The organism is Desulfovectis peckii, from assembly GCF_055391705.1.
The window spans coordinates 880,668-906,855 of record NZ_AP042409.1; the positions used below are offsets into that span (position 1 = coordinate 880,668).

Consider the following 26,188-nt stretch of genomic DNA (forward strand, 5'->3'; position numbering starts at 1 on the left):
CTGAAGTCATGGTTAAATTTACAAAAGAACATAATTGCTGTTGCAAAACCGGAGCTGGTGATATCAGTAACAATGAGGATAAACCAATTAATGCTACCTCTAATGACTTAGACGGCGAACTGTCAGCCAAACATAAAATACAAGTATGTTTGGGCACATCTTGCTATTTAAGGGGTGCAAACGCGTTGCTAGATCGTTTAACGGCTGAACTGGGTGTCAACCCGGGGGAGGCAACCCCTGACGGCAACTTTGCACTGGAAGTAGTGCGCTGTTTTGGTGCTTGTGCTATCGGTCCGGTAATCGCCATAGATGAAGAACTGTATCCCAACTTAAGTCCGGATGATTTGTCGCAGTTAATTAACCGACTGCAAAAGCAGGACTGAAATTTTGCAGCTTTAGATGCATTTTTGATTAGTTTCTTCCTTGGGTTACCTATACCGCTTAACTGTCATCGTAGAACGGTACGTACACCGTTCTATTTGTTTTTAAAGAACAGGCAATAAGAGGTTTTACACTATTTTCGTTGTTTTGGGAGGATTTTTTCCATAAATAAGCGAATAATTAAATGTTACAGCAGAAAAGCTAGAATAGGTAAAGCAAGTAGGTGAATATTTACGTGCTGGGGATTTTTAAAGATATAGAGAAAGATTTGCAGTTGGTAGAAGAAAAACTACAGCAGGTTGTAAAACATGATAATCCTATATTAAATAAGAGTTCCATTCACTTGTTAAATGCCGGAGGAAAGAGATTGCGTCCGGCTTTTGCACTTTTGGCCGGTAGATTCTACAACTACAATATTGAAACGGTTTTGCCTTTGGCAGTTGCTTTGGAACTAATACACATGGCTTCATTAGTGCATGATGATGTTGTAGATGCAGCACTTATCCGGCGCGGAATACCGACAGTGAAAGCGAAATGGGGCAACCGCATTTCTATGCATACCGGTGACGTGCTGTTTGGCAAATCTCTGCAATTAATTGCCCAATACGAATCAAAACCTTTGGTAACCAAAGAGTTATCCCGGGTAGCCATAAAAATGAGCGAAGGAGAAATTCAACAAATTTCTACTGCTTACCAAAGTAAGCAAACAATAAAAGATTACTTTTATCGTATCGAACGTAAAACAGCACTTTTAATTGCCGTCAGCGGTCAATTAGGAGCAGTGGTTTGCGGTGCGCCGAAGGAAATTTATCTGCCGCTGCGCCGGTACGGTCATAAAATTGGTATGGCATTTCAAATAACTGATGACATTTTGGATATGGTTGCCGACGAGAAAAAATTAGGCAAACCGATTGGCGGGGATTTGCGTCAGGGTATTGTTACTTTACCGGTGATTTATGCATTGAATCATTCCGCTCAAAAAGAGCGTTTGGCAAAATTGGTGGAAAGCCGAGATAAAACTGATGCTGAAGTTAATGAAGCTATTAACATAATCATTGAATGCGGTGGCATTGACTACGCTAACAGAGTAGTTGATCGTTATATTAACCGTGCTAAGGACGAGCTTAAATATTTACCGGATATCCCCAGCAAGAAGGTGCTGCTGACAGTAGCGGATTTTGTCAAGCACCGTAAATTTTAAGGAGCGGATTTATCCATGAGCGTATTATATCCTTTGTTTTTGCGTTTAGAAGGCGAAAAATGTTTGGTGGTCGGAGGAGGAAATGTAGCGGAAAGAAAAGTGCTCAGCCTGTTGGAAAGCGGAGCTGAAGTCACGGTAGTCAGTCCGAAACTAAGTCCGGTTCTTTCCGAACTAAAAAAACAGCAAAAAATAACTCATTTAGAACAACAATACAGTGAAGAGGTCTTGGAAGACGTCTTTTTGGTTATTTGTGCCACCGATGTAGAAGAGGTTAACCGCGCTGTAGCACAAGATTGCTTTGCTCGCAAAATACTGGTCAATGTTGCCGATGATCCGCCGAAATGCAATTTTTTTGTGCCGTCTGTAGTACGCCAAGGTAATCTTTCGATAGCGATATCTACAAACGGGAAAAGCCCGCTTTTGGCCCGTACCATCAGAGAGCAACTGGAAAAAGTCTTTGGCCCGGAATATGGCGATTTTTTAGAGATTTTAGGGCAGGTGCGGATGGAACTCTTGCAAAATGAACCTGATCCCAAGCGGCGAAGGGCGGTACTGGAGCGGATTGTCCGCTCAGATATTTTGAAGTTATTGCGAGAAAAACGTTATGATGATATAAAGGAGCGGATTGAAAATGCTTATCGCGACAGTAGGGGTTAACCACCGTACCGCACCGGTAGAAGTGAGAGAAAAACTTTCCTTTCCTAATCATAATGTTTTAGAAAACTTAAGGCAATTATATGAACAACCCGGTATAGAGGGTTGTGTCATAATTTCTACCTGTAACCGAACAGAGATATATGTCACTGTTGCTGATTTAGACGAGGGCATTAACATTGTGTGGAATTATTTATGTAAGTATTCCGGCTTAGGCATTTCGGAAATAAAAAATTATACTTTTAGCTATACGCAAAATGATGCCATTATGCATTTGTTCCGCGTTTCGGCCGGTTTGGATTCCATGATTTTAGGAGAAACGCAAATTTTAGGACAAGTTCGTGAGGCTTATGAAAACTCGCTAAAAGCCAAAACCTCTAACACTATACTAAACACGCTCTTTAAGCAGGCTATCGTTGTGGGCAAAAGGGTGCGGACGGAAACAGGCATTGACAAAAATGCCGTTTCGGTAAGTTACGCTGCTGTTGAACTGGCCAAGCAAAAGTTTGGCGATTTGAACGGCAGATCGGTGCTGGTGGTGGGAGCAGGCAAAATGAGTGAACTTACCGCCAAGCACTTGGTAGCTAACGGTGTAACCGGGGTGATTGTTTCTAACCGCTCTTACGATCGGGCCGTCCAGTTGGCTGAAAAGTTTAACGGTCAGGCCGTTAACTTTGCCGAGCTGTATAAGCATATGAAATATGCCGACATTGTAATTAGTTCCACTGCCGCCCGCCATTATGTAATTAGGTATGTCGATATACTTGCTTTGCTGAATATCGTTCCCGGGAAAAAAATAATGCTGATCGATATTGCCGTACCCAGAGATATCGACCCGATGATTGGAAAACTGCCGGGAGTGTCACTGTATGATATTGACGATTTGCAGTCCGTTGTAGACAGCAACTTGGAAGAGCGCCGTAAAGCGGCAATCTTGGCAGAGGATATTATTGAAGAAGAACTGGAGGAATTCATGAAATGGTTATCCATCCAGTATGTGGTGCCCACAATTACGGCCTTTAGAGAGATGGCGGAAGAAATTAAACAAAAAGAGTTAACCCGTGCCTATAACCGCTTGGGTGAGTTGACTGATCGCGAACGCAAAGTAATCAGCTCAATGGCAAACTCTATTGTCAAACAGCTTACACACTTTCCTACAGTACGTTTAAAAGAGTATGCCCTCACCAACGAAGCACATATATACACCGAAGTGTTACAAAATTTATTTGCCCTGGAAGTGCCGCGGCAGCGAAAGAAAAATATAGTGCCGGTAGCTCTAAAAAAAGCGGAAGCGGTTGAAGTAAGGGAAAAAATCGGAGGGTGTCATCATTGAAACGAGAAATCATTGTAGGAACCAGAGAAAGTGCGCTGGCTATGTGGCAAACCAATTGGGTGGTTGAAAAGCTGCAAGCATTAAACCCAAACTTTGTGTTTAAAATTGTTAAAATGAAAACTAAAGGCGATAAAATATTAGATGTTGCCTTAGCTAAAATCGGTGACAAAGGTTTATTTACCAAAGAACTGGAAAAAGCAATGTTAAAGGGCGACATTGACATGGCGGTGCACAGCTTAAAAGATATGCCCACTAAATTACCGGCCGGTTTAAAAATCGGTGCGGTTTGTCAGCGCGAACACCCCGGTGATGTGCTGATAAGCCGAATGGGGCAGAAACTGGCGGAAATGCCTAAAGGAGCCCGGATTGGAACATCCAGCTTGCGGCGCTGCGCCCAATTGCTAAATTACCGGCCGGATTTACAGCTGGAATCTCTGCGGGGCAATTTAAATACCCGCATGGAAAAACTGCAAGCTCAGCAACTGGATGGAATTATCCTAGCTGCTGCCGGCGTCATCCGCATGGGTTGGGAAGGGCGCATTACCGAATATATTCCCTATGACGTTTGTCTGCCGGCGGTGGGTCAAGGTGCAATCTGCGTAGAAATTCGCGCTGACGATCGGGATATTGAAGACTTGGTGCGCACGATTAACCATCGGGACACCGAGCTGGCAACCACTGCCGAACGGGCACTGCTGCGCAAACTGGAGGGTGGTTGTCAAGTGCCGATTGGCGCCTTAGCTGAAGTGCATCAAGAGGAGTTGCACCTGGAAGCAGCGGTACTGAGTTTGGACGGTACGAATTCCGTTAGATTAAAGATGAGCGGCCACAAAGAGCAAGCTGAACAAATCGGTATAAAGCTTGCCGAAAGGTTGTTAGCTAACGGTGCGGATAAAATATTAGAACAAGTGCGCAAGGAGAATGAAGAATAATGATGGAAAAAGGGATTGTTTATCTGGTAGGTGCAGGTCCGGGTGACCCGGGCTTAATCACTGTTAAAGGGCGCGAATGTATAGAAAAAGCCGACGTAATAGTGTATGACCGTTTAGCCGGCCAGCGCTTGTTAAGCTATGCCCGGCCGGATGCGGAGTTAATTTATGTTGGTAAATCACCGCAGCGTCATGCCATGAAGCAGCAGGAAATTAATCAACTACTGGTAGATAAAGCAAAACAAGGGTTGACGGTGACCCGCTTAAAGGGAGGAGACCCCTTTGTATACGGGCGCGGCGGGGAAGAGGCGGAAGCACTGGTAGAAAACAATATTCGCTATGAAGTTGTACCCGGTATCACTTCCGCCGTAGCAGTACCGGCCTATGCCGGCATACCGGTAACCCACCGCAATGCCACCAGCAGCTTTGCCGTTATCACCGGCAATGAGGACCCCACTAAAGATAATTCCAACATTGCATGGGATAAAATTTCCACCGGCATCGGAACGCTGGTTTTTTTAATGGGTATGGGCAACTTGCCGCAGATTTGTCAAAAGCTAATCCAATACGGTCGTCATCCGGAAACCCCGGTAGCGTTAGTGCGCTGGGGAACCCGGCCGGAACAGCGTACACTGGTCGGCACACTAGGTGATATAGCCGAAAAAGCGGCACAAGCTAACTTTAAAAACCCGGCGGTCATTGTAGTTGGAGAAGTGGTTAACTTAAGGGAAAAATTAGCCTGGTTTGAAAATAAACCGCTGTTCGGCAAACGTGTGCTGGTAACCCGTTCCCGTGAACAAGCCAGTGTCTTATCTAAAAAGATTGAAGAGCTTGGCGGTGAGCCCTGGGAATTTCCTACCATTCAAATCGTGGAACCGGAAGATTACGCACCGTTAGACCGAGCTATCAGTCAGCTGTCTACATATCAATGGGTGATTTTCACCAGCGTTAACGGGGTAAAGTACTTTTTCCGCCGCCTGCGGGCACTGGAAAAAGATGTTCGCAGCTTGTACGGCGTTAAAATATGCGCTATCGGCCCGAAAACAAAAGAAGCCTTAGAAAAATGCGGGCTAATGGTGGATTATGTCCCCGGTGAATATCGGGCGGAGGAAATTGCTGCCGGTCTTACCGGCAAAGTAAAGCCAGGGGAGCGCATTTTGCTGCCCCGAGCGGATATTGCCCGTAAAGTTCTGCCCCAGGCATTGCGTGAAATGGGTGCTGTAGTGGATGATGTTGCCACTTACCGAACCGTTTTGGGAGCAGGAAATGCCCAGTTGCTTAGAGAAATGTTAGCACAGAAAAAAATACAGATTTTAACCTTTACCAGCTCTTCTACCGTGAAAAATTTTGTCAAAATGATTGGTTCAGAAAACTTAAACGAGCTGTTAGAAGGGGTAACGGTAGCCAGCATCGGGCCGATTACTTCTAATACCGCCCGTGAGCTGGGAATAAAAGTAACGGTGGAAGCGGAGGAATATACAATTGACGGTTTGGTACAGGCCATTATTAATAATTAGCTTTTCTTAAAAGAGAGGGGCACGCCGATTAATGATTAGTGTAAGTAAACTGCTTTATGATACAGAGAACTTTGGCGATAAATTGCGTTACGCCAAAGACTCGCACCGACAAAAACACGGTACCCATGGCGGTCACGGCCCGGTTGTGGTGTGGAATGTTACCCGCACCTGCAACCTAAAATGTAGACACTGTTATTCCAATTCTGATGCGCAAAAATATGCCAATGAAATGACCACTGCCGAAGGCAAGAAGTTTATCAACGACTTGGCTGAGTTTCGCGTACCGGTGTTGCTTTTTTCCGGCGGCGAGCCGCTGGTGAGGCCGGATTTTTTTGAGCTGGCCGCTTATGCCAGAGAACTGGGGCTGAGAGTGACGATATCTACCAACGGAACGCTGATAACTCCCGAAGTAGCACAAAAAATTAAAGACATTGGGGTTAGCTATGTGGGTATCAGCTTAGACGGCATTGGTGAAAACAATGATCACTTCCGCGGCAAAAAAGGAGCTTTTGAAGCTGCCTTAAAGGGTATCCGCAATTGTCTGGCTGTCGGTCAAAAAGTAGGGCTGCGCTTTACCATCAATCGACACAACATCAATGAACTAAACCGAATTTTTGATTTGTTGGAAACGGAAAATATTCCCCGGGCCTGTTTTTATCATTTGGTGTACTCCGGACGGGGCAGCGAAATGATCGACGAAGATATCAGCCATCAAGAAACCAGAGCTGTACTGGATTTAATTATCGAACGGACGGAAGATTTTCACCGCCGGGGATTAAACAAAGAAATCTTAACGGTAGATAACCATGCTGACGCCATCTACCTTTACCTAAAACTAAAAGAAAAAGATCCGCAGCGGGCGGCAAGAGCCTGGGAGCTTTTAAGCAGAAACGGCGGCAACCGCAGCGGTATTGCCATTGGGCAAGTAGATTGGGAAGGCAACGTGCATGCGGATCAGTTTACCCCAAACCATACCTTTGGCAACGTGAGAGAACGCAAATTTGGTGAAATATGGACCGATACCAGTCACCCGATTTTAGCCGGGCTGAAAAACCGCAAACCGTTATTAAAAGGGCGCTGTGCCAAATGCCGCTGGCTTGATGTATGTAACGGCAACTTCCGGGCACGGGCTGAAGCGGTGTATAATGATTTTTGGGCTCCTGACCCAGCTTGCTACCTTACCGATGAAGAAATAGCGGCAAATTAGCATTACTTTTGCCGCTTAAAACAGTACAAATTTGTTGACTGGAAAGTAGGTGAATTAACTTGGCTTTTCCTGATTTGCGCCTGCGCCGTTTGCGCTCCGGTGAAAACATGCGCCGCTTGGTGCGTGAGCATCATTTAAGAGTTGATGACTTGATCTATCCCCTGTTTGTCGTTCCCGGCATGGGTGTAAAAGAGCCGATTGCTTCCATGCCCGGCATTTATCGTTTTTCTATTGACCAACTGCTGCCGGCACTTTCAGAACCGATAGAACTGGGTATTCCCGGTATTTTGCTTTTCGGTGTACTGGACGATAGCCAAAAAGATGAAGTCGGTTCCGGTGCCTATGATGACAACGGCATCGTGCAGCTGGCAGTAAGGGCCATTAAAGAAAAATATCCGGAACTTTTGGTTATAACCGATGTCTGCATGTGTGAATTCACCAGCCACGGTCACTGCGGGATCATAAAAAATAATGATGTAGATAACGACCGGACACTGGAATTATTGGCTAAAACTGCGGTCAGCCATGCCAAAGCAGGGGCGGATATTGTTGCCCCGTCTGATATGATGGACGGCAGAGTGGCAGCCATTCGCCGGGCACTGGATGAAAACGGCTATCAAAACCTGCCGATTATGGCTTACTCCGCTAAATACGCCTCCGCTTATTACGGGCCTTTCAGGGAGGCGGCCTGTTCTGCGCCGCAGTTTGGCGACCGCAAAACTTATCAAATGGATCCGGCCAACAGCGATGAAGCACTGCGGGAAACGCTGCTGGACATCGAAGAAGGGGCAGATATCGTGATGGTTAAGCCCGGTTTGGCTTACATGGATATTCTGCGCCGAGTGAAAGACGAATTCCGCTACCCAACCGCGGTGTACAATGTGAGCGGCGAGTATGCGTTGGTGAAAGCCGCTGCGCAAATGGGCTGGATTGATGAAAAACGCGTGGTTTTAGAAACACTGACCGCTTTTAAACGGGCCGGGGCAGATATTATTATTAGCTACCATGCCGTGGATGCTGCCCGCTGGCTAAAGGAGAATGCTTAAAGCAATGATTATATCTTGGAATACAACTAATGCCTGCAACTTATACTGTGAGCATTGTTACCGCGATGCCGGAGTTAGGGCAGAAGAAGAACTAAATACCGCTGAGGCAAAATCGCTGTTGGATGAAATTGCCAAATCAGGATTTAAAATTATGATTTTCAGCGGCGGCGAGCCGCTGATGCGGGAAGATATTTTTGAGCTGGTGGCCTATGCCAAATCAATCGGTCTGCGCCCGGTATTTGGCAGTAACGGCACGTTGATTACTGCGGATGTAGCAAAACGGTTAAAAGACGCCGGTGCTATGTGTATTGGCATCAGCCTGGACAGTGTTGATCCAAGTAAGCATGATCGCTTTCGCGCAACTAAGGGTGCCTGGGATAGGGCAGTGCAGGGCATGCGCCACTGTCGGGCGGTCGGCCTGCCTTTTCAGGTTCATACCACGGTAGTTGATTGGAACTATAATGAGGTGGAACAACTAACCGATTTTGCGCTAAGTGAAGGCGCACGAGCCCACCATATTTTCTTTTTAGTGCCTACCGGCAGGGCAGCCAATATTGAACAGGAATCGCTGCGGGCGGAACAGTATGAAAAATTGTTGCACCGCATTATGAAAAAACAAAGAGAAGTGGATATTGAACTAAAACCGACCTGCGCGCCGCAGTTTATGCGCATAGCAAAACAAATGGGTTTGAACATGCGCTTTACCAAAGGATGCTTGGCGGGGACGGCTTACTGCATTATCAGCCCCAAAGGGGATGTACAGCCTTGTGCTTATTTAAACATACCGGTGGGCAATGTGCGGGAAAAACCTTTTAGCGAAATTTGGCGCGACAACGAAGTTTTCCGCCGCCTGCGCAGCGAAAAACTGCAGGGCGGATGCGGCAGTTGTAAATATAATGAAATCTGTGGCGGTTGTCGGGCCAGAGCTTACATTTATCACGGAGACTACATGGCAGAAGAACCATGGTGCCTGTACCATGGACGCAAGGGCTATTAAAAAATAACAATTTGAGGTAGAAAAATGAATCTGGATGCTATTGATCGCAAATTACTTAATCTGGTGCAAGTTTCCTTTCCAATCGTCGAAGAGCCTTATAAATATTTAGCAGATAGGTTGGATATCACTGAAGAAGAAGTAATCCGGCGCTTGAAACGTTTGCAGCAGCAAAAAATTATTCGCCGCTTGGGAGGAATATTTGACTCCCGGCGCTTGGGTTACAAAGGTACTTTGGTGGGGCTTAAGGTTCCTGAAAACCGGATAGATGAAGTGGCTGCTGTGGTTAACAGCTATGACGGCATTACTCATAATTATTTGCGTGACCATGAGTATAACATGTGGTTTACTGTTTTAGCGGATTCACCGAAAAAAGTAGAAAAAATATTGCAGGAAATTACTGGAAAAACCGGTATTACAGAAATATTAAATCTGCCGGCGGAGAAATATTTCAAATTAATGGTAAATTTTGAAATTAAAGAGGTGTAAAATGCTCACCAAACTGGAGAAAAATATTGTACGCGAATTACAGGCCGGGCTGCCTTTGGTATCCCGGCCCTTTGCAGAATTAGCGTCAAAATTAAACATTACTGAAGAAGAAATGATGGCCAAAGTTAAAGAATTAAAAGAAAAAGGCTATTTGCGACGCATTGGCGCGGTACTGTACCACCAAAGAGTGGGTTATACTGCCAATGCGATGGTAGTTTGGCGGGTACCGGAAGAAAGAGTTGAAGAAGTAGGCCATAAATTAGCGGCCAGACCTGAGGTAACGCACTGCTACCTGCGCAAAACCTACGACAATTGGCCCTACAATTTATATACCATGATTCACCGCCAAACCAAAGAGGCATGCCAGGCACTGGCCAAAGAATTGTCGGAAGCTGTTGGGGTAGAAGATTATCAGCTGCTTTTTAGCACTAAAGAACTTAAAAAAAGCAGCATGAAATACTTTAGCGACGAATAACCTTGCTAATTCTTTACTTTCCTAAAGGAGGTATGGGATAATGAAAAACGGTACGCGCAAATCTAAGCAACTGTATGCGGAAGCATTACAGTACATACCCGGCGGTGTAAACAGCCCGGTGCGGGCTTTTAAATCGGTTGGCGGTGATCCGCTGTTTATTGACCGCGGCGACGGCCCTTATGTTTGGGATGTTGACGGCAACCGCTATATTGATTATGTAGGCTCTTACGGGCCGTTAATCTTAGGCCATCGGCATCCGGCAGTTGTAAAAGCACTGCAAAAATGCTTAGAAAAAGGTACCAGTTACGGTGCACCGACAGAGCCGGAAAATATTCTTGCCCGCATGGTGGTGGAAGCCGTTCCGTCAGTAGATATGGTGCGCATGGTGAACTCCGGCACCGAGGCGACAATGAGTGCACTGCGCCTGGCACGCGGCTATACCGGCAGGGATAAAATTGTTAAATTTGAGGGCTGTTACCATGGACATGCCGACTTTTTGTTAATTAAAGCAGGTTCCGGGGCACTTACCTTCGGTGTGCCAAACAGCCCGGGAGTGCCGGAATCTATTGCCCAAAATACCATTACCGCATCTTATAACGATCTGGATACGCTGACAAAAATATTTGAACAAGAAGGGGAAAACATTGCTGCGGTAATTGTTGAACCGATTGCCGGCAATATGGGAGTTGTTCCGCCCCAGCCCGGTTTTTTAGAGGGACTGCGGGATTTAACCGCTAAATACGGCAGTCTGCTTATTTTTGACGAAGTGATGACCGGCTTTCGGGTAAGCTACAACTGTGCGCAGTCACTGTATAACATCAAACCGGATTTAACCTGTTTCGGCAAAATTATCGGCGGCGGCCTGCCGGTCGGTGCTTATGGCGGCAGAAGAGAAATTATGGAACATGTTTCTCCCGCCGGGCCGGTATATCAGGCCGGAACACTTTCCGGCAACCCTCTGGCTATGACAGCCGGTATTGCTACCTTAACTGAACTGGCAAAACCGGGTGTGTATGAAGAACTGGAAAGAAAATCTGCCAAACTGGCCGAAGGCTTAGCGCAAGCGGCCGCGGAAGCCGGTGTGGCGGTAAGTATGAACCGTGTTGGCACGATGATGTGCTGCTTCTTTACCGGCCGGCCGGTAGTGGATTATGCCTCTGCCTGCAGCTCAGATACTGAAAAATACGCTAAGTTTTTCTGCGCTATGCTGGAAGAAGGGGTTTACTTGGCACCGTCGCAATTTGAAGCGGCATTCGTGTCTACCGCCCATACAGATGAAGATATTGAATTTACCATCGAAGCGGCCAGAAAAGCATTTAAAAAGCTATAAAAAATTAATCTGGAGGGAAAGGGATATGATCGTTACCACAACCAATTCAATTGAAGGTCGTCCCGTTCGGGAATATTTGGGTATTGTTAACGGTGAGGCGATTATGGGGGCCAACGTGGTCCGAGACATTTTTGCCAGCATTACCGACATAGTCGGCGGCAGATCAGGTGCGTATGAAAGCAAGCTGTCTCAAGCCAGAGAGATCGCGCTAAAAGAAATGACTTCCAGGGCGCGCAGTATGGGAGCAAATGCCATTATCGGTGTTGACTTAGACTACGAAGTAATTCGCGACGGTATGCTGATGGTAACAGCCAGCGGCACGGCGGTTAAAATAGACTAATATTCTAAAGAAATAATCCTGGCTTTTTAGCCAGGATTTTAATTTTGCCGTTTACTGCAACACTCTTTCTAAATCAAGCAGCAGCCATAGTTGGTCACCTTTTTTAACCACACCCCTTAGGTAACTGTCATTGCCGGCAATGTTGCTTGGTGGTTCCAGTTCTGATTCTGAATAACGACCGACTTCCAGTACGGCATCCACAATCATGCCAACTTTGCTGCCGTTTTTTTCAACAACAATAATGCGGGTATCTTCATCAATTTCTTTCTCTGCCAGACCTAAACGCCGGTTTAAGTTAATGACCGGTAAAATTGTCCCCCGCAAGTTGATAATCCCTTCTAAGTAGTAACTGGCGTTGGGAATGCGGGTTACTTCGGTCATCAGAATAATTTCCTGGGTTTCTTGAATTGGCAGCGCATAGATTTGATCAGCCAATTGAAAAACTACGAGTTGTTCTTCACTAACTGCGGCCATAGCGTACCTCCTTTTTTACATATCCAGCGAGATATTTAACTATTATTCGACACAGCAATAATTAATCCTTTATCGGTGCTAAAATATACCAACGGCTATTTATTTACGCGGGCAGCGGGCAAGTAGATTTAATAAAATGTAAACAAAAATCCAAAATATTTTAAATACCGACCTTTTTCAGCCGCTTAATGTTGACTAACCACCGGGCGGAGGTTATAATGGCACTAACAACCTAATGTCTAAGGGGATACCTGCGACAAAGGGTTGACAATGTAGATTGTTCCCTGCGGGAAAGGTATAAGTCCGAAAGCCAAGGGGTGCATCATGAGCGTTTTTAACCTGCCATAAGTGCGCCTGTTTCCTAACGGGGAACGGGCGTTTTTTGTTTTTATTACTTTTAAGGAGTGAATGTAATGGGAAAACGCATTGGTGTTGTGGGAATTGTGATTGAAGATCGCAGCAAAGCGGCCCAAATCAACTCAATTTTGAGTGCACACAGCGACATCATCGTAGGACGGATGGGTATACCGCATCACTCCCGGGATCTCAGCGTCATTGCCTTAATTGTAGAAGGGACAACAGATCAGCTGGGTTCCTTAACCGGTCAGCTTGGCGGCATTAAAGGAGTACAAGTAAAATCGGCATTAAGCAGTAAAGTGATTAACTCTGATTAGGGGGATATAACCATGCTGGATACACCTAAAGGTAACCGGCTGCACATTGCCATATTCGGTCGCCGCAACGCCGGAAAATCCAGTTTAATTAATGCGTTAACCAATCAAGATATTGCCATTGTTTCGGAAGTAGCCGGTACAACGGCCGATCCGGTACATAAGGCGATGGAAATTCCGCCCATAGGCCCGGTAATGATTACTGACACTGCCGGGATAGATGATGTGGGCCCATTGGGACAGTTGCGGGTGGAAAAATCAAAAGAAGTGTTAAAAAAGACCGACCTGGTGTTATTGGTAATAGATGCTTTAGAAGGCTTAACGCAATATGAAACTGATTTGGCGGCCGAGTGCAGGCAACAAAACATCCCGCTGATTGCGGTAATTAACAAAGCGGATCTTCATACTGTGACAGCGGAGGAATTGCAAGGCTATCAAAGGCGGTTGGATTCACCGGCAGTGGCAGTCAGTGCGGTGACAAAACAGGGCATCAACGAGCTAAAAATGAGTATTATCAAAAACGCTTCCCGGGCGATAGACGATCAAGTGATTATCGGCGACTTGCTTGCACCTAAAGATGTAGTGGTGCTGGTGACGCCAATTGACCGCGCTGCTCCTAAAGGCAGGTTGATTTTGCCCCAGGTACAAACCATACGTGATATTTTAGATCACAATGGGGTGGCAGTGGTAGCGAAAGAGACAGAGCTAAAAGATACCTTGACTAAGCTAAATGCCAAACCTAAATTGGTAGTGACCGATTCTCAGGTTTTTGGCAAAGTTAATGCCGAGCTTCCTTTGGATTTAGCCCTTACCTCATTTTCCATTCTTTTTGCCCGTTATAAGGGAGATTTAGAAACGCTGGTAGCAGGGGCAAAAGCGATTAAAGATTTAAAACCGGGAGATAAAGTGTTAATTGCTGAAGCCTGTACCCACCACCGGGTGGAAGACGATATCGGCACGGTGAAAATCCCCAACTGGCTGAATAAGTTTGTTGGCGGAGAACTGCATTACGATCATGTCAGCGGCAATCAGTTTCCCAAAAACTTAGCCGAGTATAAACTTGTCCTGCACTGCGGCGCGTGTATGATTAACCGGCGGGCAATGCTTTCCCGCATTATGCAGGTACAAAATGCCGGCGTGCCAATAGTCAATTACGGCGTGGCTATTGCTTATCTGCACGGCATTTTGCCCCGGGCGCTGTCACCGTTCCCCGATTTAAAGGCCATGCTGGACTAAAGCTTACGGATAATAAGGAGGCAGGGAATGGGAAAGTTTCAAGCAGTTTTAGAAAAAGCGGCTTCTGAGCGGCAGCTGTCTAAAGAAGAAATAGCTGTTCTTTTAAACGCCAAGCCGGGAGAGCAGCAGCAACAACTGTTTGCCTTGGCGGATAAAGTTCGCGAGCATTATCATGGAAATGCCGTGCACTTAAGGGGGATCATCGAGTTTTCAAACTACTGTCGCAATGACTGCCATTACTGCGGTTTACGGCGCAGCAACAAAAATATCGCCCGTTACCGGATGACCGTTTCGCAAGTGGTGAGTGCCGCCGCCCATGCGATATCCTTAGGATTTAACACTATCGTGCTGCAGTCCGGTGAAGACCCCCAATATGATGTCGATATTTTATGTACGATGGTATCAGAAATCAAAAGCATAAAAAACGTGGCGATCACCTTGAGCATTGGTGAGCGCACGAAAGGGGAATACCAACGCTTGTATGATGCCGGAGCGGATCGTTTTCTGCTTAAGCACGAAACGGCCGACCGCGAATTGTTTGCACGTTTGCGTCCGGGTACGGATTTTGAAAGGCGTTTGCAGTGCTTAAACCGGTTGCGGGAAATCGGCTATCAGGTTGGCTCCGGTAACATGGTCGGCTTGCCGGGGCAATCAGTGGAAACATTGGCGGAAGATATTTTACTGTTAAAAGAGCTGGATGTAGAAATGGCCGGTATCGGTCCGTTTATTCCGCACGAACAAACGCCTTTAGCAAATTACCCGGCGGGGGATTTAATGCTTACGTTAAAAACTTTAGCGGTAACTCGCTTGCTGCTCCCCTTTGCGCATTTGCCGGCTACCACCGCTGCCGGGACGCTGCATCCGGAGGGCAGAAAAATGGCACTGAGCTGTGGTGCCAACGTAATTATGCCGAATGTAACACCCCTTGAATATCGTCAGCTTTATCAAATTTATCCCAACAAACAGGGTTTAACCGATACCCCGGAACAATCTTTGCGGCGGATTGTGCAGCTAATTAACGAAGCCGGCAGAACAGTAGCAGTGGGGCGCGGGGATTCACCGAAAGAAGCTTTTCAAAATTAAAGCAGCCGGATATGACAAAACAGGGGCCCAACCATTACCGGTCGAGCCCCTGTTTTTTATTTATTTGCTACATCATTTGCTTTAAACGGGCAACCCGCTCTTGGGTTGTGGGGTGAGTGCTGAACAGTCTGGCCAATGATGCGCCGGAAAGCGGATTAACGATAAACAAGTGTGATGCAGCCGGGTTTACCTGCATAGGTATGTTTTTGGCTGCCTGCTCTAATTTCATTAAAGCATTGGCTAAACCCCGTGGACTGCCGGCAATTTTTGCTCCGGTGGCATCGGCACCGTATTCCCGGGACCGGGAGATGGCAAACTGGATGATGGTAGCAGCCAATGGGGCCAAGATGGCCATTACCAAGGCAGCGGCACCGCTCATGCCGCCTTCCTCGTCATCGCCGCCAAAACCGCCAAATATTGCCGTCCACTGCAGCATGTTAGCAATCATGGTGATTGCACCGGCCATGCTGGCGGCAATGGTGCTTACCAGAATGTCGCGGTTTTTTATGTGGGCCAGCTCATGGGCCAGCACCCCTTCCAGCTCTTCGCGATTCATCATCCGGATTAAACCCTCCGTAACCGCAACGGCAGCGTTTTCCGGGTTGCGGCCGGTAGCAAAGGCGTTGGGCTGCTGTGAAGGTGTGAGATACAACCTTGGCATCGGTAAGCCGGCGCGCTTTGCTAAGCGGCGGACAATAGCGTACAGCTCCGGAGCTTGCTGTTCGGAAATCGGTTGAGAACGGGTCATTTTAATAGCTATCTTATCGCTCTTATAGTAACTAAAGAAGTTTAAGCCCAGAGATATCAAAAAGAAAATCAACGCACCTGCTTGTCCGTAAATGGCGTTACCAAGTAGCACTAAAATGACGGTTAAGGCAGCCATTAACGCAAATGCTTTGAGATTATTCATGGCAGTTTATCCCCCCCTTAAAAATAATTTTCAACAAATCTCAAATTATATTAAATATTACGCTTCATAGTTAATAATATGTCCAAATGCCTCAGATGAATTTTTACATTGAGTGCTTCTGATTGAAAATAGTGGTTGCTATATCATTGTATTATATCTAAAAATTATCAGCCGGTAAATAGAAATTATAATAAAAAGATACAATTGAACCGCTCTGAACCAGAGCGGTTATTCTATGTTCAGTATAGGCTTGTGCAGTTTGGTGAGTAGTGTGGAGATGAATCTTTAGCGGCATTGCGCACTGCTTGAATGTATTCTTCTTGGCTTTGAATATCCTCGCCGATTAAAAACTTTATTGTCACATCACAAATGTCAGCAATTTTTTTAATATGCTCAAAATCGGGATAATACTTACCGGATTCCAATACCGATATAACATGGGCTGTTTCTTCCATGGCATCTGCTAACATTTTGCGCGTATAACCAAACCCAACTTGGGCTGATTTATGCATCCTTGCTTTGCGGATATTTAAGCCGATTTTTGAGCTGTCGTAAAGAGGCAATAGATTCACTCCTTATTTAAAACCTACCCACATTAACATTAATAATACTCTATATAAATTCTGCCTAGATTATAGAAGATAGAAGGCTTTGTGTCAAACTGAAAATAGGTCGAAAAATATGTCGAAAAATGTATAATTCTGCAGAATACTAAAGCCGGGTTTCCTTTTCATACCACAGCAGTTTTTTTTATAATTTTATGTATATTAATAGGAATTGCGGTGTAAATTATTGATACTCCGCTTTGGTGAGTTCTATCTCTCCCCGTCCAGCTTTATGCTGGACTTTTTTTTACCATTCAGATTTTGTAAAAAGGGGCTTGCGTTATTGTAAACTTTCTGATACAATAAAACTTGCGTTTCGGGATTTAGCGCAGTTTGGTAGCGCGCCTGCCTTGGGAGCAGGAGGCCGGGGGTTCAAATCCCTCAATCCCGACCATTTTAAAAAAGATGCGCAAAAGTAATAATTTTTGTATTGCATCTTTTATTTTTTGTCTTGCTTTTGATTATATGACCCAGGCAAAATATGAAATGCCCTTGACACCAAACATTGATTTTTGGTAAAATACCAAACGTCACGCTGATAAGTATTTTAAGTGGCCCCTTGGTCAAGTGGTCTAAGACACCGCCCTTTCACGGCGGTAACACGGGTTCGAATCCCGTAGGGGTCACCATAAAACGGAGGAGTGCCCGAGTGGCCAAAGGGAGCAGACTGTAAATCTGCCGGCGGATGCCTTCGTAGGTTCGAATCCTACCTCCTCCACCATAAATTACTTTTTGGGGTGTAGCCAAGTGGTAAGGCAGCGGTCTTTGGAACCGCCATTCGTAGGTTCGAATCCTGCCACCCCAGCCACCTTAAAAACCCTCAAAGCCATGCTTTGAGGGTTTTTGTTTAGCGTTACACTAAGTATGGTTGATGGGCAAAGCCGTTTTTTAAATTTTATTCGCTGGGACGGTTAATTCCGGTTACCCTTTGCATGCGTTTTTTGTAGGCTGCCCTGCCGGTGTCCCAAGGATTGCGATAACCGTAATTAGCCGCTCCTAATCTGCCGGGATTTTTAAGTATGCCGCGTATTCGTTTGGCCATCAAACAAAACCTCCTTATTAATTTAAGTGATATTTTTAGTTTGTATTAAGGCGTGCAATAATATAATCACCAAATTAACATTGGTATTTTGTTTATGATTTGATATAATTTTCTAAACAAGTTTCTGGGAGGGTAACATGTCCGGGAAAAGCAGATTGATATTACTGGCGATAGCACTGCTGTTTCTTGCTGCCGGTATGTTGTTGAATGAAAGTCCCACATTGAGTAATATTTTGGTCGGTGTGGGGATAATTTCTTTAATCCTGCTGATGATAAAAGGCGGGGGCTGCTGAGGTAATCGTTAATGGACAGGCCTGGTAGGCTTGCAATAAAAATGTTATTGTTTGATACAAATCGTTATGATATAATAACATTTGCTGATGACCAATACAGGTTAATTTAAATTATTATTGACAATAAAATCCTGCTGTGTTAACATAATCTTTGTCATTGGCTAATAGTGCGGTGGTGGCGGAATTGGCAGACGCGCTAGATTCAGGTTCTAGTGGGCATTACGCCCGTGGAGGTTCAAGTCCTCTTCACCGCACCAAATAAATTAAATATATAATCGTCATCTAAAGTCATGCGGTGGTGGCGGAATTGGCAGACGCGCTAGATTCAGGTTCTAGTGGGCATTGCGCCCGTGGAGGTTCAAGTCCTCTTCACCGCACCAAATTAAGGGCTGAAGTACTTTGCCGGTACTTCAGCCCTTTTTTGTGTGGCTTAAGAGAGTTTTTAATATGTATTTTTTATTTCCTCAACAAAATTTTTATAGTTTTCATTCCAATGAGCAACCAAGCGGTAGATAAACTCCTCCCATAAATTTTCCTGCGGGGCAACTATTTCATATAATACCTGATACATAATGGTTAAAGCTTTAAAGTAATATTCATCCCGTACTTTCTTGGCAATGTTAACATGGCGAATGGTATTGACGCACTGCATCATTTCCGCTTTGGTGCCTTCATCCATGCACTGATATAAAAATTGCTGATCAATACAGGGGAGTATTTCTTCAAACAGCTCGCTGCTTTGACAAATTAAATTCATCGTCACCCGGTTTGGCAGGCTCTGTAAGGATAAAAACCCGCCTTTGCCCATGCAAACTAAAACCAGTGAGCGGTCAAAGTCGCTTTCATCCGGAAAACTGTCCCTGATCTCTAATAGCAAGGTACGTAAACATTTAGCCTTTTTTAGCAGCTCATCCAAGGCTAAGATCATACTGCTTCCCTCCTTAAACAGAGTAACATTCCACAAATTGGATAAATTTTCCTTTATTTTTTATTACGATATTTTGTCATAATGTGTAGCAAGCTTTTCGGAAAAATGTGGAAACAATTACTCATAATGAGGACAACTCTCCATATATTTAAATAGAACCATTATCCGGGGGGTAGTTTATTCATGGCACGCATGCAAGGGCCCTTTGTTAAGCTGCTGGTGACGTTGATAATATCTGTAGCACTTGCCTTTCCTGCCTGTGCTGAACCGCAAGAAAATTCCGCAAGCGGCGAGGAACAAGAAAAAGCCACTAAAGTAATTTACTTCATTATTGTCGACGGTTTGCAGGCGGATATATTAAAAAAAGTGCAAGCACCCAACATCAAAGGAGTGGGTTCTGCCGGTTTAACTGTGGAGCGTGTTACTTCAGTATACCCTGACGACACTTATAACGTCATTGCCGGTATCCTTACCGGTTCCCTTTCTAACCGCACAGCTGCACTAAGTAATCCCGGCATTTTGAAACTGTTGCAGGACAGTGGCATCAAAAGCTCATTATTTGACGGAACGGAGAAAATGGCGGCGTTTAAAGAGGGGGTTGTCCATGCCTGTAACGGGCCCTTTAACGGCAAAGACAGCTTGGTAATTGACAATGTGCTCAGAGAAACAGAAGAATTTAACACCTACTTTAATGTGGTTATTCTGCCTGAATTAAGAAGGGTTGCGGAAAAGTACGGGGTAGACAGCAGCGAATACCGCAGTCAGGTTACCGCTACCGATAATCAAATTGGCCGGCTGCTGCATCACTTGCACACTAAAGATTTATATGAGCAAAGCTTAATTGTCATTACCGGAACATACGGTCAGCCGCCGCTGATTATGAAAGGTCCGCAGTTAAAAGTAGGTGCGGTGCTACCGCCGGCTAATTTAACGGACATTGCTCCTACCATTGCTTATCTGATGGGACAGCAAATGAAGCAGTGTGACGGAATGGTACTGTATAATGCGATTAAACCCCGTGCGGATCGCAGTGAAAGTTATCTGTTAGCCCAAAGAGTGGCCGATTTAAGCACTGCCTATGCCACGGCCCTCGATGAGATGCATCGGTTAGAAGAGGAAAAGTCAAATGTTAAGCAGCAGCAAGAAAAAATTACAGAAGAAAAAAAGGCCGTGCAACAACAAATAGCGGAGAGGGATGAAAAAATTAAACAGCTGTCTAATGAAATTACTTTGCTCAAGCAGCTAGGAATCATCATCTTTGTTGTAATGCTGATTGGCTATTTTATCGAATATAAATTATTAAAGAAAAGGTTTTTGATGTTCTAGCCGGAGTTAACTTCGGCTTTTTTTGCTGTTATAATATATTAATTAGTCCAAAAGTAATGGGGGGAGTCAGTGGTGGCTGTAAAACTATCACGACAAGTGGCGGATGATACCTGCCAGTTAACCGGTTGTTGTTACGGCTGTATGAAATGCACTGCCGGGTGTCCGGTATCCTTTGCTGCTGACTTAAAAGCCCATGAAGTAATTAGGTTAGTTAACTTAGGTCAATTGGAAAAGCTGTTAAAAAGTAATGCCATTTGGCTTTGTGTATTTTGCAAAACCTGTCAAAAGCGGTGTCCAAATGATATAGATACTTCATTGGTTAAAAGTTGGCTGAGAGAAAAAGCCGCTGCCTTGGGGATAGAGACGCCAAAGCTGCCAAAATATGAGCAGATGCTGGCCAAAAACAACAGGACTTTATAATTAAAGGAAAGGTTGATATTATTGAGTAAAGTTGCCGGTGTTAACACGAAGCAATTAAATATCGCCCAAGAAACAGTGGGAGCGGTGTTGGTGGTTGGCGGCGGCATTGCCGGTATGCAAGCGGCGGCAGATTTAGCGGAAGGCGGGTTTGCCGTTTATTTAATTACCCGTGATGAATCCTTGGGCGGGCGGATGGCCCGGCTGGATAAAACTTTTCCCACCAACGAATGCTCAATGTGTCTGTTGGGTCCGAAAATGACGGGCAGTTCAAGCCATGCCAACATTAAACTGCTTACCAGGGCCGAACTGTTAGAGCTAAAGGGAGAAGCCGGAAATTTTACTGCCCTTGTCAATCGTCAACCGCGTTTTGTTGACGAAAGTCGCTGTACCGGCTGTGGGCAGTGTGCCGAGGTTTGTCCGGTACAGGTTTTAAATGAGTTTAACGACGGTTTAAATAAGCGCAAAGCGGTTTATAAACAGTTTCCGCAGGCGGTGCCCAACAAATATGCCATTGACATTGAACACTGTATTAAATGTATGAAATGTGTGCGCGCCTGCAATGCGCAGGCCATTGATCATAATCAGCAGCCGGAAATTTTAGAAATTTCCGTGGGAGCGGTGATTTTGGCCCCCGGGTTTGAAACTTTTGATGTCAGCAGGTTGGCGCAATACGGTTGGGGCAGTTACCCAAATGTTGTTACCAACATTCAGTTTGAGCGCATTTTATCGCCTTCCGGCCCCAGCGGCGGCCGGGTATTGCGCCCATCGGATCACACCGTTCCCAAAAGATTGGCTTTTATTCAATGCGTTGGCTCCCGGGATTGCCGGCCGGAGCAAGGCATTGAGTACTGCTCGGCCGTTTGCTGTATGGCTGCGGTTAAAGAGGCGTTAATTGCCAAGGAATATCATCCGGAAATGCAAGGGAAAATTTTTTATTTAGATATGCGCGCATATGGCAAAAACTTTGATCGTTACGTAAAGCAGGCACGAAATTTAGGCATTGTAATGCAGCGCTCGCTGGTTTCAGCGGTGCAGCAGGATGAGGCCAGCGGCAATTTAAAGCTAAACTATTTTGACGGCAAAAAAGTAGTTGTTGAAGAGTTTGATATGGTGGTATTGGGGGTGGGTGTCAGGCCGCCGGAAACGGCGCGCCGGCTTGCCCAGGCCGCCGGTATTCAGTTGAATCGCTACGGCTTTGCCTTAGTTGATAGGGAAAATCCGGTTAAAACTACAAGAACGGGGGTTTTTGCCGCCGGCGGATTTCTTGGCCCGCGGGATATACCCGAAACGGTGGTAAACGGCAGTGCCGCTGCCGCCGCTGCCGCCGAGCTGTTAGCTGCTGCCCGCGGCCGGCTTGTGCAGCCGGCAAAATATTCGGAAGAAACAGCTAGCGGTGATCAGCCGCCTCGGGTAGGGGTATTTGTTTGTCGTTGCGGTACAAACATAGCCGGGGTGGTGGACGTGCCGGCAGTGGTTGATTATGCCGCTGCCCTGCCCAATGTGGTGCATGCGCAAGAGTTTACCTACACCTGTTCTCAAGAGTCGCAGCAAAAAATTAAACAGCAGATTGCTGAAAAGCAATTAAATCGGGTGGTGGTAGCCGCCTGTTCCATTCGTACCCACCAATCCTTGTTTCGTCAAACTTTACAAGAAGCGGGTTTAAACCAATATTACTTGGAAATGGCCAACATTCGTGATCAATGTTCTTGGGTCCACCGCGACCGGCCGGCGGCAGCTACCGCTAAGGCCAAAGACTTAACGGCAATGGCGGCGGCTAAAGCAGCCGCTAACCTTCCCCTGCACTTAAGTAAGGCTAAGGTTGTGCCAAGAGCGCTGGTGGTAGGCGGCGGCATTGCCGGTTTAACCGCTGCGTTAACGCTGGCTAATCAAGGATATGGCGTGTATTTGCTCGAACGGGAAAAAGAACTGGGCGGTATGTTGCGGCATTTGTTTTTGCCGCAAAAGGAAATCGCCCCCCAAGAACTGCTGGCTCAAAAAGTGTCCGCGGTAAAAGAGCATCCTAACATTACTGTTTATCAAGATGCCGAGCTTGTAGACATAAGCGGTCGGGTAGGTGAATTTGTCTCGGTTGTGCGGGTAGCGGATACTGAACTGAAGCTAAAGCATGGGGTGGTAATTGTGGCTACCGGAACCCGGCCGGCAGCGATAAAGGGATTTTTATACGGCAGGGATGAGCGGGTAATCACGCTGCTGGATATGGAAAAACGGCTGAGTGAACGCCCTTTAACCGGTGTGAAAGGGGTGGCCTTTATTCTTTGTGCCGACTCCCGTCGGCCGGGCAGGGAATACTGTAGCCGAACCTGCTGTCGGCAGTCGGTGCGCCAGGCATACCTGTTGAAAAAGTGCAAGCCGGATACCGATGTTTATGTACTCTACCGGGATATGCGCACTTATGGCTTTAGTGAGCGGGATTACTTTTTAGCCCGCAAGGCCGGTGTAATTTTTATTAACTATGCCTTGGAGCGGCAGCCGGTAATAAACGAAAACGGCGGCTGTTTAACCGTGGACATTTATGACCCCTTGAGTAGTCAGAATTTAAACTTAACGGTTGACTTGGTTGTTTTGGCCGGAGCCGCTGAACCCGCCGCCGGGGTGGAAAAGTTAGCCGGACTGTTAAAACTGCCCTTTAATGAAGACCGCTTTTTTATGGAAGCCCACGTTAAGCTGGCCCCGCTGGATACTTCTACCGCCGGTGTATTTATATGCGGCGGCGCTCACTCGCCCCAAAATATCTGTGAAGCCATAGCCCAAGCCCAAGGGGCGGCAGCGCGGGCAGCTACTGTGCTGTCTAAAGAGTACTTGCTGGCCGGCGGGGTGGTGGCTAAAGTTAACCCGGAAAAATGTGCGGCTTGCTTGACTTGTGTGCGCGTATGCCCCTTTGGCGTTCCCCGCTTAATTGATGAGCGGGCGGAAATCAGTGCGCTACAGTGCCAAGGTTGCGGTATTTGTGCCAGTGCTTGTCCAAACCGTGCCATTGAATTGGAGCATTACCGTACGGAACAGTTAACTGTAAAAATAAAAGGGATGCTGAGTAAAGGAGGGGCCGGCCGTGAATAATTCCGAATTTACCCCAAAAATTGTAGCTTTTTGCTGTTATTACTGTGCCTATGCCGCTGCAGATACAGCCGGCTCAATGCGCTTACAATATGCTCCGGAAGTGCGGGTTGTGGAAGTGCCTTGTTCCGGACGGGTAGACCCGCTGGTAATTTTGCAGGCTTTTGAAGCCGGAGCGGACGGTGTTTATGTAGCCGGCTGCATGGAAGGTGACTGCCACTTTCTCAAAGGAAACATTTATGCCCGCAAACGGGTGGAGTATTTGCAAAAAAAGCTGGCCGCATTAGGAATTGAACCGGAACGGTTGGCGATGTACAACTTAAGCGGTGCGCAGGGCAATTGGTTTGCCGAAATCGCCAATGAATTTACCGAAAGGATTAAAAAGTTAGGACCTAGCCCGATTAAGGAGGTGCAGCGATGATTGTAGCACAGCCGAAACCAATTGCCGAAGTAGCTTCTTTTATTCAGGAATTTAACAAAGTACTGATTGTTGGGTGTGGCGGCTGCACCAGCGTTTGTTTAGCCGGCGGAGAAACCGAGGCGGAAATGCTGGCGGCTGAGCTGCGCATTTGGCGCAAAAAAAACGGCGGTCGGCTGGAAACCTTCGTTACTACCGTGACCAGACAATGTGAACCGGAATTTATCGAGGCAATTGCCGCGCAAGCATCAGAGGCAGAAGTGCTGGTCTCATTAGGCTGCGGCGTGGGTGTGCAGTTTTTAGCGGAGCGGTATGCTGATAAATGGGTAGTGCCGGCGTTGAACACTTCTTTTGCCGGCGGCACCCTTCAGCCCGGTTTATGGGAGGAACGCTGTGGTTTGTGCGGTGACTGCATGCTGCATTTAACCGGCGGCATCTGTCCGGTGGCCCGGTGCGCCAAAAGCATGCTCAACGGCCCCTGCGGCGGTTCACAAGACGGCAAATGCGAATTAGGTGCGGATATACCCTGTGCTTGGCAGTTAATTTATCAAAAACTTTCTGCCTTAGGCAGATTGGATTTAATGCTGGAATATCGCCCGCCCAAAGATTGGTCTACAGAGCGCTCCGGCGGGCTGCGCCGAGCTGTAAGGGAGGATGTCAAAATATGAAAAGCGGCAGCAGACTGGAACAGGTTCTTTCCCAAGGTAAATTTGCCGTTACCGCAGAAATCGGCCCGCCGCGAAATGCTTCCGCAGAAAGCATTAAAAAATTTGCCCACATACTACGGGGCTGGGTAGATGCCGTTAACATTACGGACAATCAAACCGCTATTGCCCGCTTATCCAGCATTGCGGCCGGGGTGCACCTGTTAAACAACGGTGTGGAACCGGTAATTCAAATAACCTGCCGGGACCGCAATCGCATTGCCATCCAAAGTGACCTGCTGGGAGCTTACAGTTTAGGAATACGCAACGTTTTATGCCTTTCCGGCGACCACCAAAAATTCGGCAATCATCCCCAGGCCAAAAATGTGTATGACCTGGATTCTATCCAGCTGATTGACATAGTGAGAAAAATGCGCGATGAAAAAAAGTTTCAGTGCGGTGACGAAATAAAGGGGCAAGAACCGCGTTATTTTATCGGTGCGGTGGCCAATCCCTTTGCCGATCCCTTTGAATTTAGGGTTTTAAGGCTGAAAAAGAAAATCAATGCCGGGGCGGATTTTGTTCAAACGCAATCGATATTTGACATGAATCGCTTTGAAAAGTTTATGGCCATGGTACGTGAACAGGGGTTGGACAAACAGGTGCATATTATTGCCGGAGTAACGCCGTTAAAATCCGCCCGTACCGCCCGGTTTATTAAAAACAATGTTGCCGGGATGATTGTCCCTGAGCAATTAATTAAACGGTTGGAAAAGGCCAAAGACCAAAAGGCGGAAGGAGTTAAAATTTGTGTTGAGCAAATCCGGTATTTAAAAACAATTCCCGGTGTTGCCGGCGTGCATCTCATGGCTATTGCCTGGGAAGATATTGTGCCGGAAATAGTGGAAAGGGCAGGACTGAAAAGAGAAGAATAGGTGACAGGTGACAGAAAACCCTCCCTGTCACCTAATACAGGCTTAGTCTCTGATGTTTTTGCCGATTAAATATCCCATGTAACCGATACCTAAGATGCCCAGAGTGTGGGTCAGCCAAAAGCCGGCTTGCGGATATGCCCAGGTAGTTCCTTCCAACGGATAGTGCTCCTCATGTTTGCGCAGCATGTTTTATCACCTCTTTTTATCATATCTTTTGAAGCAAACAAGAAAA

29 protein-coding genes and 6 tRNA genes are annotated in these 26,188 nt (G+C 46.3%); 29 read left to right on the top strand and 6 right to left on the bottom strand.

Annotated features, from left to right (window positions below; translation table 11 throughout):
• The first annotated feature begins 8 nt into the window (after positions 1-8).
• The 13 genes from ACZ5NG_RS04425 (at position 9) to ACZ5NG_RS04485 (ending at position 11,896) form a co-directional block, all read left to right on the top strand.
• Positions 9-383, top strand: coding sequence for an NADH-quinone oxidoreductase subunit NuoE family protein (locus tag ACZ5NG_RS04425; RefSeq protein WP_464252789.1), 375 nt, complete (start codon positions 9-11; stop codon positions 381-383).
• Between the two features lie 233 nt (positions 384-616).
• Positions 617-1,582: a polyprenyl synthetase family protein gene (locus ACZ5NG_RS04430; RefSeq protein WP_464252790.1), complete on the top strand. Its 966-nt coding sequence runs from the start codon at positions 617-619 to the stop codon at positions 1,580-1,582.
• Positions 1,583-1,597: 15 nt separating this feature from the next.
• On the top strand, positions 1,598-2,239 hold the full coding sequence (locus tag ACZ5NG_RS04435) for a precorrin-2 dehydrogenase/sirohydrochlorin ferrochelatase family protein (RefSeq protein ID WP_464252791.1): 642 nt from the start codon (positions 1,598-1,600) through the stop codon (positions 2,237-2,239).
• Entirely contained in the window at positions 2,214-3,569 is a 1,356-nt protein-coding gene (hemA, locus tag ACZ5NG_RS04440; protein ID WP_464252792.1) for a glutamyl-tRNA reductase, read from the top strand. The genes ACZ5NG_RS04435 and hemA overlap by 26 nt, the downstream gene beginning before the upstream one ends.
• Positions 3,566-4,501 (top strand): hydroxymethylbilane synthase, encoded by a 936-nt coding sequence (hemC, locus tag ACZ5NG_RS04445; protein WP_464252793.1) that lies wholly within the window; start codon positions 3,566-3,568, stop codon positions 4,499-4,501. Before hemA ends, hemC begins: the two co-directional genes overlap by 4 nt.
• A 2-nt stretch (positions 4,502-4,503) precedes the next feature.
• Positions 4,504-6,015, top strand: a complete 1,512-nt coding sequence (cobA, locus tag ACZ5NG_RS04450) for a uroporphyrinogen-III C-methyltransferase (RefSeq protein ID WP_464253106.1) — start codon at positions 4,504-4,506, stop codon at positions 6,013-6,015.
• A gap of 31 nt (positions 6,016-6,046) precedes the next feature.
• Positions 6,047-7,222, top strand: coding sequence for a putative heme d1 biosynthesis radical SAM protein NirJ1 (gene nirJ1, locus ACZ5NG_RS04455; protein WP_464252794.1), 1,176 nt, complete (start codon positions 6,047-6,049; stop codon positions 7,220-7,222).
• A gap of 59 nt (positions 7,223-7,281) precedes the next feature.
• A complete protein-coding gene (gene hemB, locus ACZ5NG_RS04460) occupies positions 7,282-8,268 on the top strand; it encodes a porphobilinogen synthase (RefSeq protein ID WP_464252795.1) in 987 nt (328 codons plus the stop codon).
• 4 nt (positions 8,269-8,272) lie between these two features.
• Positions 8,273-9,265 carry a putative heme d1 biosynthesis radical SAM protein NirJ2 gene (nirJ2, locus tag ACZ5NG_RS04465; RefSeq protein WP_464253107.1) on the top strand — a complete coding sequence of 331 codons (993 nt, stop codon included), beginning with the start codon at positions 8,273-8,275 and terminating at the stop codon, positions 9,263-9,265.
• A gap of 24 nt (positions 9,266-9,289) precedes the next feature.
• Positions 9,290-9,751 (top strand): siroheme decarboxylase subunit alpha, encoded by a 462-nt coding sequence (ahbA, locus tag ACZ5NG_RS04470; RefSeq protein ID WP_464252796.1) that lies wholly within the window; start codon positions 9,290-9,292, stop codon positions 9,749-9,751.
• A 1-nt stretch (position 9,752) separates the two neighbouring features.
• Entirely contained in the window at positions 9,753-10,226 is a 474-nt protein-coding gene (gene ahbB / locus ACZ5NG_RS04475; RefSeq protein WP_464252797.1) for a siroheme decarboxylase subunit beta, read from the top strand.
• Between the two features lie 40 nt (positions 10,227-10,266).
• A complete protein-coding gene (gene hemL / locus ACZ5NG_RS04480) occupies positions 10,267-11,556 on the top strand; it encodes a glutamate-1-semialdehyde 2,1-aminomutase (protein WP_464252798.1) in 1,290 nt (429 codons plus the stop codon).
• A gap of 25 nt (positions 11,557-11,581) precedes the next feature.
• Positions 11,582-11,896: a YbjQ family protein gene (locus tag ACZ5NG_RS04485; protein WP_464252799.1), complete on the top strand. Its 315-nt coding sequence runs from the start codon at positions 11,582-11,584 to the stop codon at positions 11,894-11,896.
• Positions 11,897-11,947: 51 nt separating this feature from the next.
• Here ACZ5NG_RS04485 and ACZ5NG_RS04490 read toward each other — a convergent pair whose 3' ends face one another.
• Positions 11,948-12,370, bottom strand: coding sequence for a chemotaxis protein CheW (locus tag ACZ5NG_RS04490; protein ID WP_464252800.1), 423 nt, complete (start codon positions 12,368-12,370; stop codon positions 11,948-11,950).
• A 413-nt stretch (positions 12,371-12,783) separates the two neighbouring features.
• Here ACZ5NG_RS04490 and ACZ5NG_RS04495 point away from each other — a divergent pair, with 413 nt between their 5' ends.
• From ACZ5NG_RS04495 to hydE, 3 genes are read left to right on the top strand one after another with little or no spacing between them, the layout of a single operon-like run.
• The gene (locus ACZ5NG_RS04495) at positions 12,784-13,044 is read left to right on the top strand and encodes a TM1266 family iron-only hydrogenase system putative regulator (RefSeq protein ID WP_464252801.1); all 261 of its coding nucleotides are present in this window, start codon (positions 12,784-12,786) and stop codon (positions 13,042-13,044) included.
• 12 nt (positions 13,045-13,056) lie between these two features.
• On the top strand, positions 13,057-14,277 hold the full coding sequence (hydF, locus tag ACZ5NG_RS04500; protein WP_464252802.1) for a [FeFe] hydrogenase H-cluster maturation GTPase HydF: 1,221 nt from the start codon (positions 13,057-13,059) through the stop codon (positions 14,275-14,277).
• 27 nt (positions 14,278-14,304) lie between these two features.
• On the top strand, positions 14,305-15,360 hold the full coding sequence (hydE, locus tag ACZ5NG_RS04505) for a [FeFe] hydrogenase H-cluster radical SAM maturase HydE (protein ID WP_464252803.1): 1,056 nt from the start codon (positions 14,305-14,307) through the stop codon (positions 15,358-15,360).
• 67 nt (positions 15,361-15,427) lie between these two features.
• Here the strand turns inward: hydE and htpX are convergent, their stop codons facing one another.
• On the bottom strand, positions 15,428-16,270 hold the full coding sequence (htpX, locus tag ACZ5NG_RS04510) for a zinc metalloprotease HtpX (RefSeq protein WP_464252804.1): 843 nt from the start codon (positions 16,268-16,270) through the stop codon (positions 15,428-15,430).
• Positions 16,271-16,509: 239 nt separating this feature from the next.
• Positions 16,510-16,833, bottom strand: coding sequence for a helix-turn-helix domain-containing protein (locus tag ACZ5NG_RS04515; RefSeq protein WP_464252805.1), 324 nt, complete (start codon positions 16,831-16,833; stop codon positions 16,510-16,512).
• A gap of 359 nt (positions 16,834-17,192) precedes the next feature.
• Between ACZ5NG_RS04515 and ACZ5NG_RS04520 the strand changes: the two genes are divergently transcribed.
• The 4 genes from ACZ5NG_RS04520 to ACZ5NG_RS04535 all read left to right on the top strand — a co-directional run bounded on the left by ACZ5NG_RS04520 (position 17,193) and on the right by ACZ5NG_RS04535 (position 17,683).
• Positions 17,193-17,269 (top strand) — tRNA-Pro (locus tag ACZ5NG_RS04520).
• 159 nt (positions 17,270-17,428) lie between these two features.
• Positions 17,429-17,504 (top strand) — tRNA-Glu (locus ACZ5NG_RS04525).
• A 6-nt stretch (positions 17,505-17,510) separates the two neighbouring features.
• Positions 17,511-17,596, top strand: a tRNA-Tyr gene (locus ACZ5NG_RS04530).
• 12 nt (positions 17,597-17,608) lie between these two features.
• Positions 17,609-17,683 (top strand) — tRNA-Gln (locus ACZ5NG_RS04535).
• Positions 17,684-17,770: 87 nt separating this feature from the next.
• On the opposite strand, the gene ACZ5NG_RS04540 is transcribed toward ACZ5NG_RS04535, so the two are convergent.
• Positions 17,771-17,917 (bottom strand): hypothetical protein, encoded by a 147-nt coding sequence (locus tag ACZ5NG_RS04540; RefSeq protein WP_464252806.1) that lies wholly within the window; start codon positions 17,915-17,917, stop codon positions 17,771-17,773.
• Positions 17,918-18,054: 137 nt separating this feature from the next.
• On the opposite strand from ACZ5NG_RS04540, the gene ACZ5NG_RS04545 reads away from it, so the two are divergent.
• The 3 genes from ACZ5NG_RS04545 to ACZ5NG_RS04555 all read left to right on the top strand — a co-directional run bounded on the left by ACZ5NG_RS04545 (position 18,055) and on the right by ACZ5NG_RS04555 (position 18,590).
• The gene (locus ACZ5NG_RS04545; RefSeq protein WP_464252807.1) at positions 18,055-18,210 is read left to right on the top strand and encodes a hypothetical protein; all 156 of its coding nucleotides are present in this window, start codon (positions 18,055-18,057) and stop codon (positions 18,208-18,210) included.
• 169 nt (positions 18,211-18,379) lie between these two features.
• Positions 18,380-18,467 (top strand) — tRNA-Leu (locus tag ACZ5NG_RS04550).
• A 35-nt stretch (positions 18,468-18,502) separates the two neighbouring features.
• Positions 18,503-18,590, top strand: a tRNA-Leu gene (locus tag ACZ5NG_RS04555).
• 62 nt (positions 18,591-18,652) lie between these two features.
• Here ACZ5NG_RS04555 and ACZ5NG_RS04560 read toward each other — a convergent pair.
• Positions 18,653-19,138 carry a hypothetical protein gene (locus ACZ5NG_RS04560; RefSeq protein WP_464252808.1) on the bottom strand — a complete coding sequence of 162 codons (486 nt, stop codon included), beginning with the start codon at positions 19,136-19,138 and terminating at the stop codon, positions 18,653-18,655.
• A 183-nt stretch (positions 19,139-19,321) separates the two neighbouring features.
• Between ACZ5NG_RS04560 and ACZ5NG_RS04565 the strand changes: the two genes are divergently transcribed.
• From ACZ5NG_RS04565 to ACZ5NG_RS04590, 6 genes are all read left to right on the top strand, one after another.
• Positions 19,322-20,464: an alkaline phosphatase family protein gene (locus ACZ5NG_RS04565; RefSeq protein WP_464252809.1), complete on the top strand. Its 1,143-nt coding sequence runs from the start codon at positions 19,322-19,324 to the stop codon at positions 20,462-20,464.
• 72 nt (positions 20,465-20,536) lie between these two features.
• Complete coding sequence (locus ACZ5NG_RS04570) at positions 20,537-20,884, top strand: 4Fe-4S dicluster domain-containing protein (RefSeq protein ID WP_464252810.1); 348 nt, start codon at positions 20,537-20,539, stop codon at positions 20,882-20,884.
• A gap of 21 nt (positions 20,885-20,905) precedes the next feature.
• The gene (locus ACZ5NG_RS04575) at positions 20,906-23,962 is read left to right on the top strand and encodes an FAD-dependent oxidoreductase (RefSeq protein ID WP_464252811.1); all 3,057 of its coding nucleotides are present in this window, start codon (positions 20,906-20,908) and stop codon (positions 23,960-23,962) included.
• Positions 23,955-24,380, top strand: coding sequence for a hydrogenase iron-sulfur subunit (locus tag ACZ5NG_RS04580; RefSeq protein ID WP_464252812.1), 426 nt, complete (start codon positions 23,955-23,957; stop codon positions 24,378-24,380). Before ACZ5NG_RS04575 ends, ACZ5NG_RS04580 begins: the two co-directional genes overlap by 8 nt.
• Positions 24,377-25,045, top strand: coding sequence for a methylenetetrahydrofolate reductase C-terminal domain-containing protein (locus tag ACZ5NG_RS04585; protein ID WP_464252813.1), 669 nt, complete (start codon positions 24,377-24,379; stop codon positions 25,043-25,045). The genes ACZ5NG_RS04580 and ACZ5NG_RS04585 overlap by 4 nt, the downstream gene beginning before the upstream one ends.
• The gene (locus ACZ5NG_RS04590; protein ID WP_464252814.1) at positions 25,042-25,956 is read left to right on the top strand and encodes a methylenetetrahydrofolate reductase; all 915 of its coding nucleotides are present in this window, start codon (positions 25,042-25,044) and stop codon (positions 25,954-25,956) included. The genes ACZ5NG_RS04585 and ACZ5NG_RS04590 overlap by 4 nt, the downstream gene beginning before the upstream one ends.
• A gap of 42 nt (positions 25,957-25,998) precedes the next feature.
• Here the strand turns inward: ACZ5NG_RS04590 and ACZ5NG_RS04595 are convergent, their stop codons facing one another.
• Positions 25,999-26,142: a hypothetical protein gene (locus ACZ5NG_RS04595; RefSeq protein ID WP_464252815.1), complete on the bottom strand. Its 144-nt coding sequence runs from the start codon at positions 26,140-26,142 to the stop codon at positions 25,999-26,001.
• Between the last annotated feature and the right edge of the window lie 46 nt (positions 26,143-26,188).

Excerpts from the sequence above, each read along its gene's own strand:
- ACZ5NG_RS04540 (WP_464252806.1), bottom strand. The coding sequence starts at position 17,917 with ATGGCCAAACGAATACGCGGCATACTTAAAAATCCCGGCAGATTAGGA.
- ACZ5NG_RS04560 (WP_464252808.1), bottom strand. The coding sequence starts at position 19,138 with ATGATCTTAGCCTTGGATGAGCTGCTAAAAAAGGCTAAATGTTTACGT.
- ACZ5NG_RS04490 (WP_464252800.1), bottom strand. The coding sequence starts at position 12,370 with ATGGCCGCAGTTAGTGAAGAACAACTCGTAGTTTTTCAATTGGCTGAT.
- ACZ5NG_RS04595 (WP_464252815.1), bottom strand. The coding sequence starts at position 26,142 with ATGCTGCGCAAACATGAGGAGCACTATCCGTTGGAAGGAACTACCTGG.
- htpX (WP_464252804.1), bottom strand. The coding sequence starts at position 16,270 with ATGAATAATCTCAAAGCATTTGCGTTAATGGCTGCCTTAACCGTCATT.
- ACZ5NG_RS04425 (WP_464252789.1), top strand. The coding sequence starts at position 9 with ATGGTTAAATTTACAAAAGAACATAATTGCTGTTGCAAAACCGGAGCT.
- ACZ5NG_RS04495 (WP_464252801.1), top strand. The coding sequence starts at position 12,784 with ATGGGAAAACGCATTGGTGTTGTGGGAATTGTGATTGAAGATCGCAGC.
- hydE (WP_464252803.1), top strand. The coding sequence starts at position 14,305 with ATGGGAAAGTTTCAAGCAGTTTTAGAAAAAGCGGCTTCTGAGCGGCAG.
- cobA (WP_464253106.1), top strand. The coding sequence starts at position 4,504 with ATGGAAAAAGGGATTGTTTATCTGGTAGGTGCAGGTCCGGGTGACCCG.
- ACZ5NG_RS04585 (WP_464252813.1), top strand. The coding sequence starts at position 24,377 with ATGATTGTAGCACAGCCGAAACCAATTGCCGAAGTAGCTTCTTTTATT.
- hemA (WP_464252792.1), top strand. The coding sequence starts at position 2,214 with ATGCTTATCGCGACAGTAGGGGTTAACCACCGTACCGCACCGGTAGAA.
- ACZ5NG_RS04565 (WP_464252809.1), top strand. The coding sequence starts at position 19,322 with ATGGCACGCATGCAAGGGCCCTTTGTTAAGCTGCTGGTGACGTTGATA.
- hemL (WP_464252798.1), top strand. The coding sequence starts at position 10,267 with ATGAAAAACGGTACGCGCAAATCTAAGCAACTGTATGCGGAAGCATTA.
- nirJ1 (WP_464252794.1), top strand. The coding sequence starts at position 6,047 with ATGATTAGTGTAAGTAAACTGCTTTATGATACAGAGAACTTTGGCGAT.
- ACZ5NG_RS04590 (WP_464252814.1), top strand. The coding sequence starts at position 25,042 with ATGAAAAGCGGCAGCAGACTGGAACAGGTTCTTTCCCAAGGTAAATTT.
- ahbA (WP_464252796.1), top strand. The coding sequence starts at position 9,290 with ATGAATCTGGATGCTATTGATCGCAAATTACTTAATCTGGTGCAAGTT.
- ahbB (WP_464252797.1), top strand. The coding sequence starts at position 9,753 with ATGCTCACCAAACTGGAGAAAAATATTGTACGCGAATTACAGGCCGGG.
- nirJ2 (WP_464253107.1), top strand. The coding sequence starts at position 8,273 with ATGATTATATCTTGGAATACAACTAATGCCTGCAACTTATACTGTGAG.
- hydF (WP_464252802.1), top strand. The coding sequence starts at position 13,057 with ATGCTGGATACACCTAAAGGTAACCGGCTGCACATTGCCATATTCGGT.
- ACZ5NG_RS04435 (WP_464252791.1), top strand. The coding sequence starts at position 1,598 with ATGAGCGTATTATATCCTTTGTTTTTGCGTTTAGAAGGCGAAAAATGT.
- ACZ5NG_RS04485 (WP_464252799.1), top strand. The coding sequence starts at position 11,582 with ATGATCGTTACCACAACCAATTCAATTGAAGGTCGTCCCGTTCGGGAA.
- ACZ5NG_RS04545 (WP_464252807.1), top strand. The coding sequence starts at position 18,055 with ATGTCCGGGAAAAGCAGATTGATATTACTGGCGATAGCACTGCTGTTT.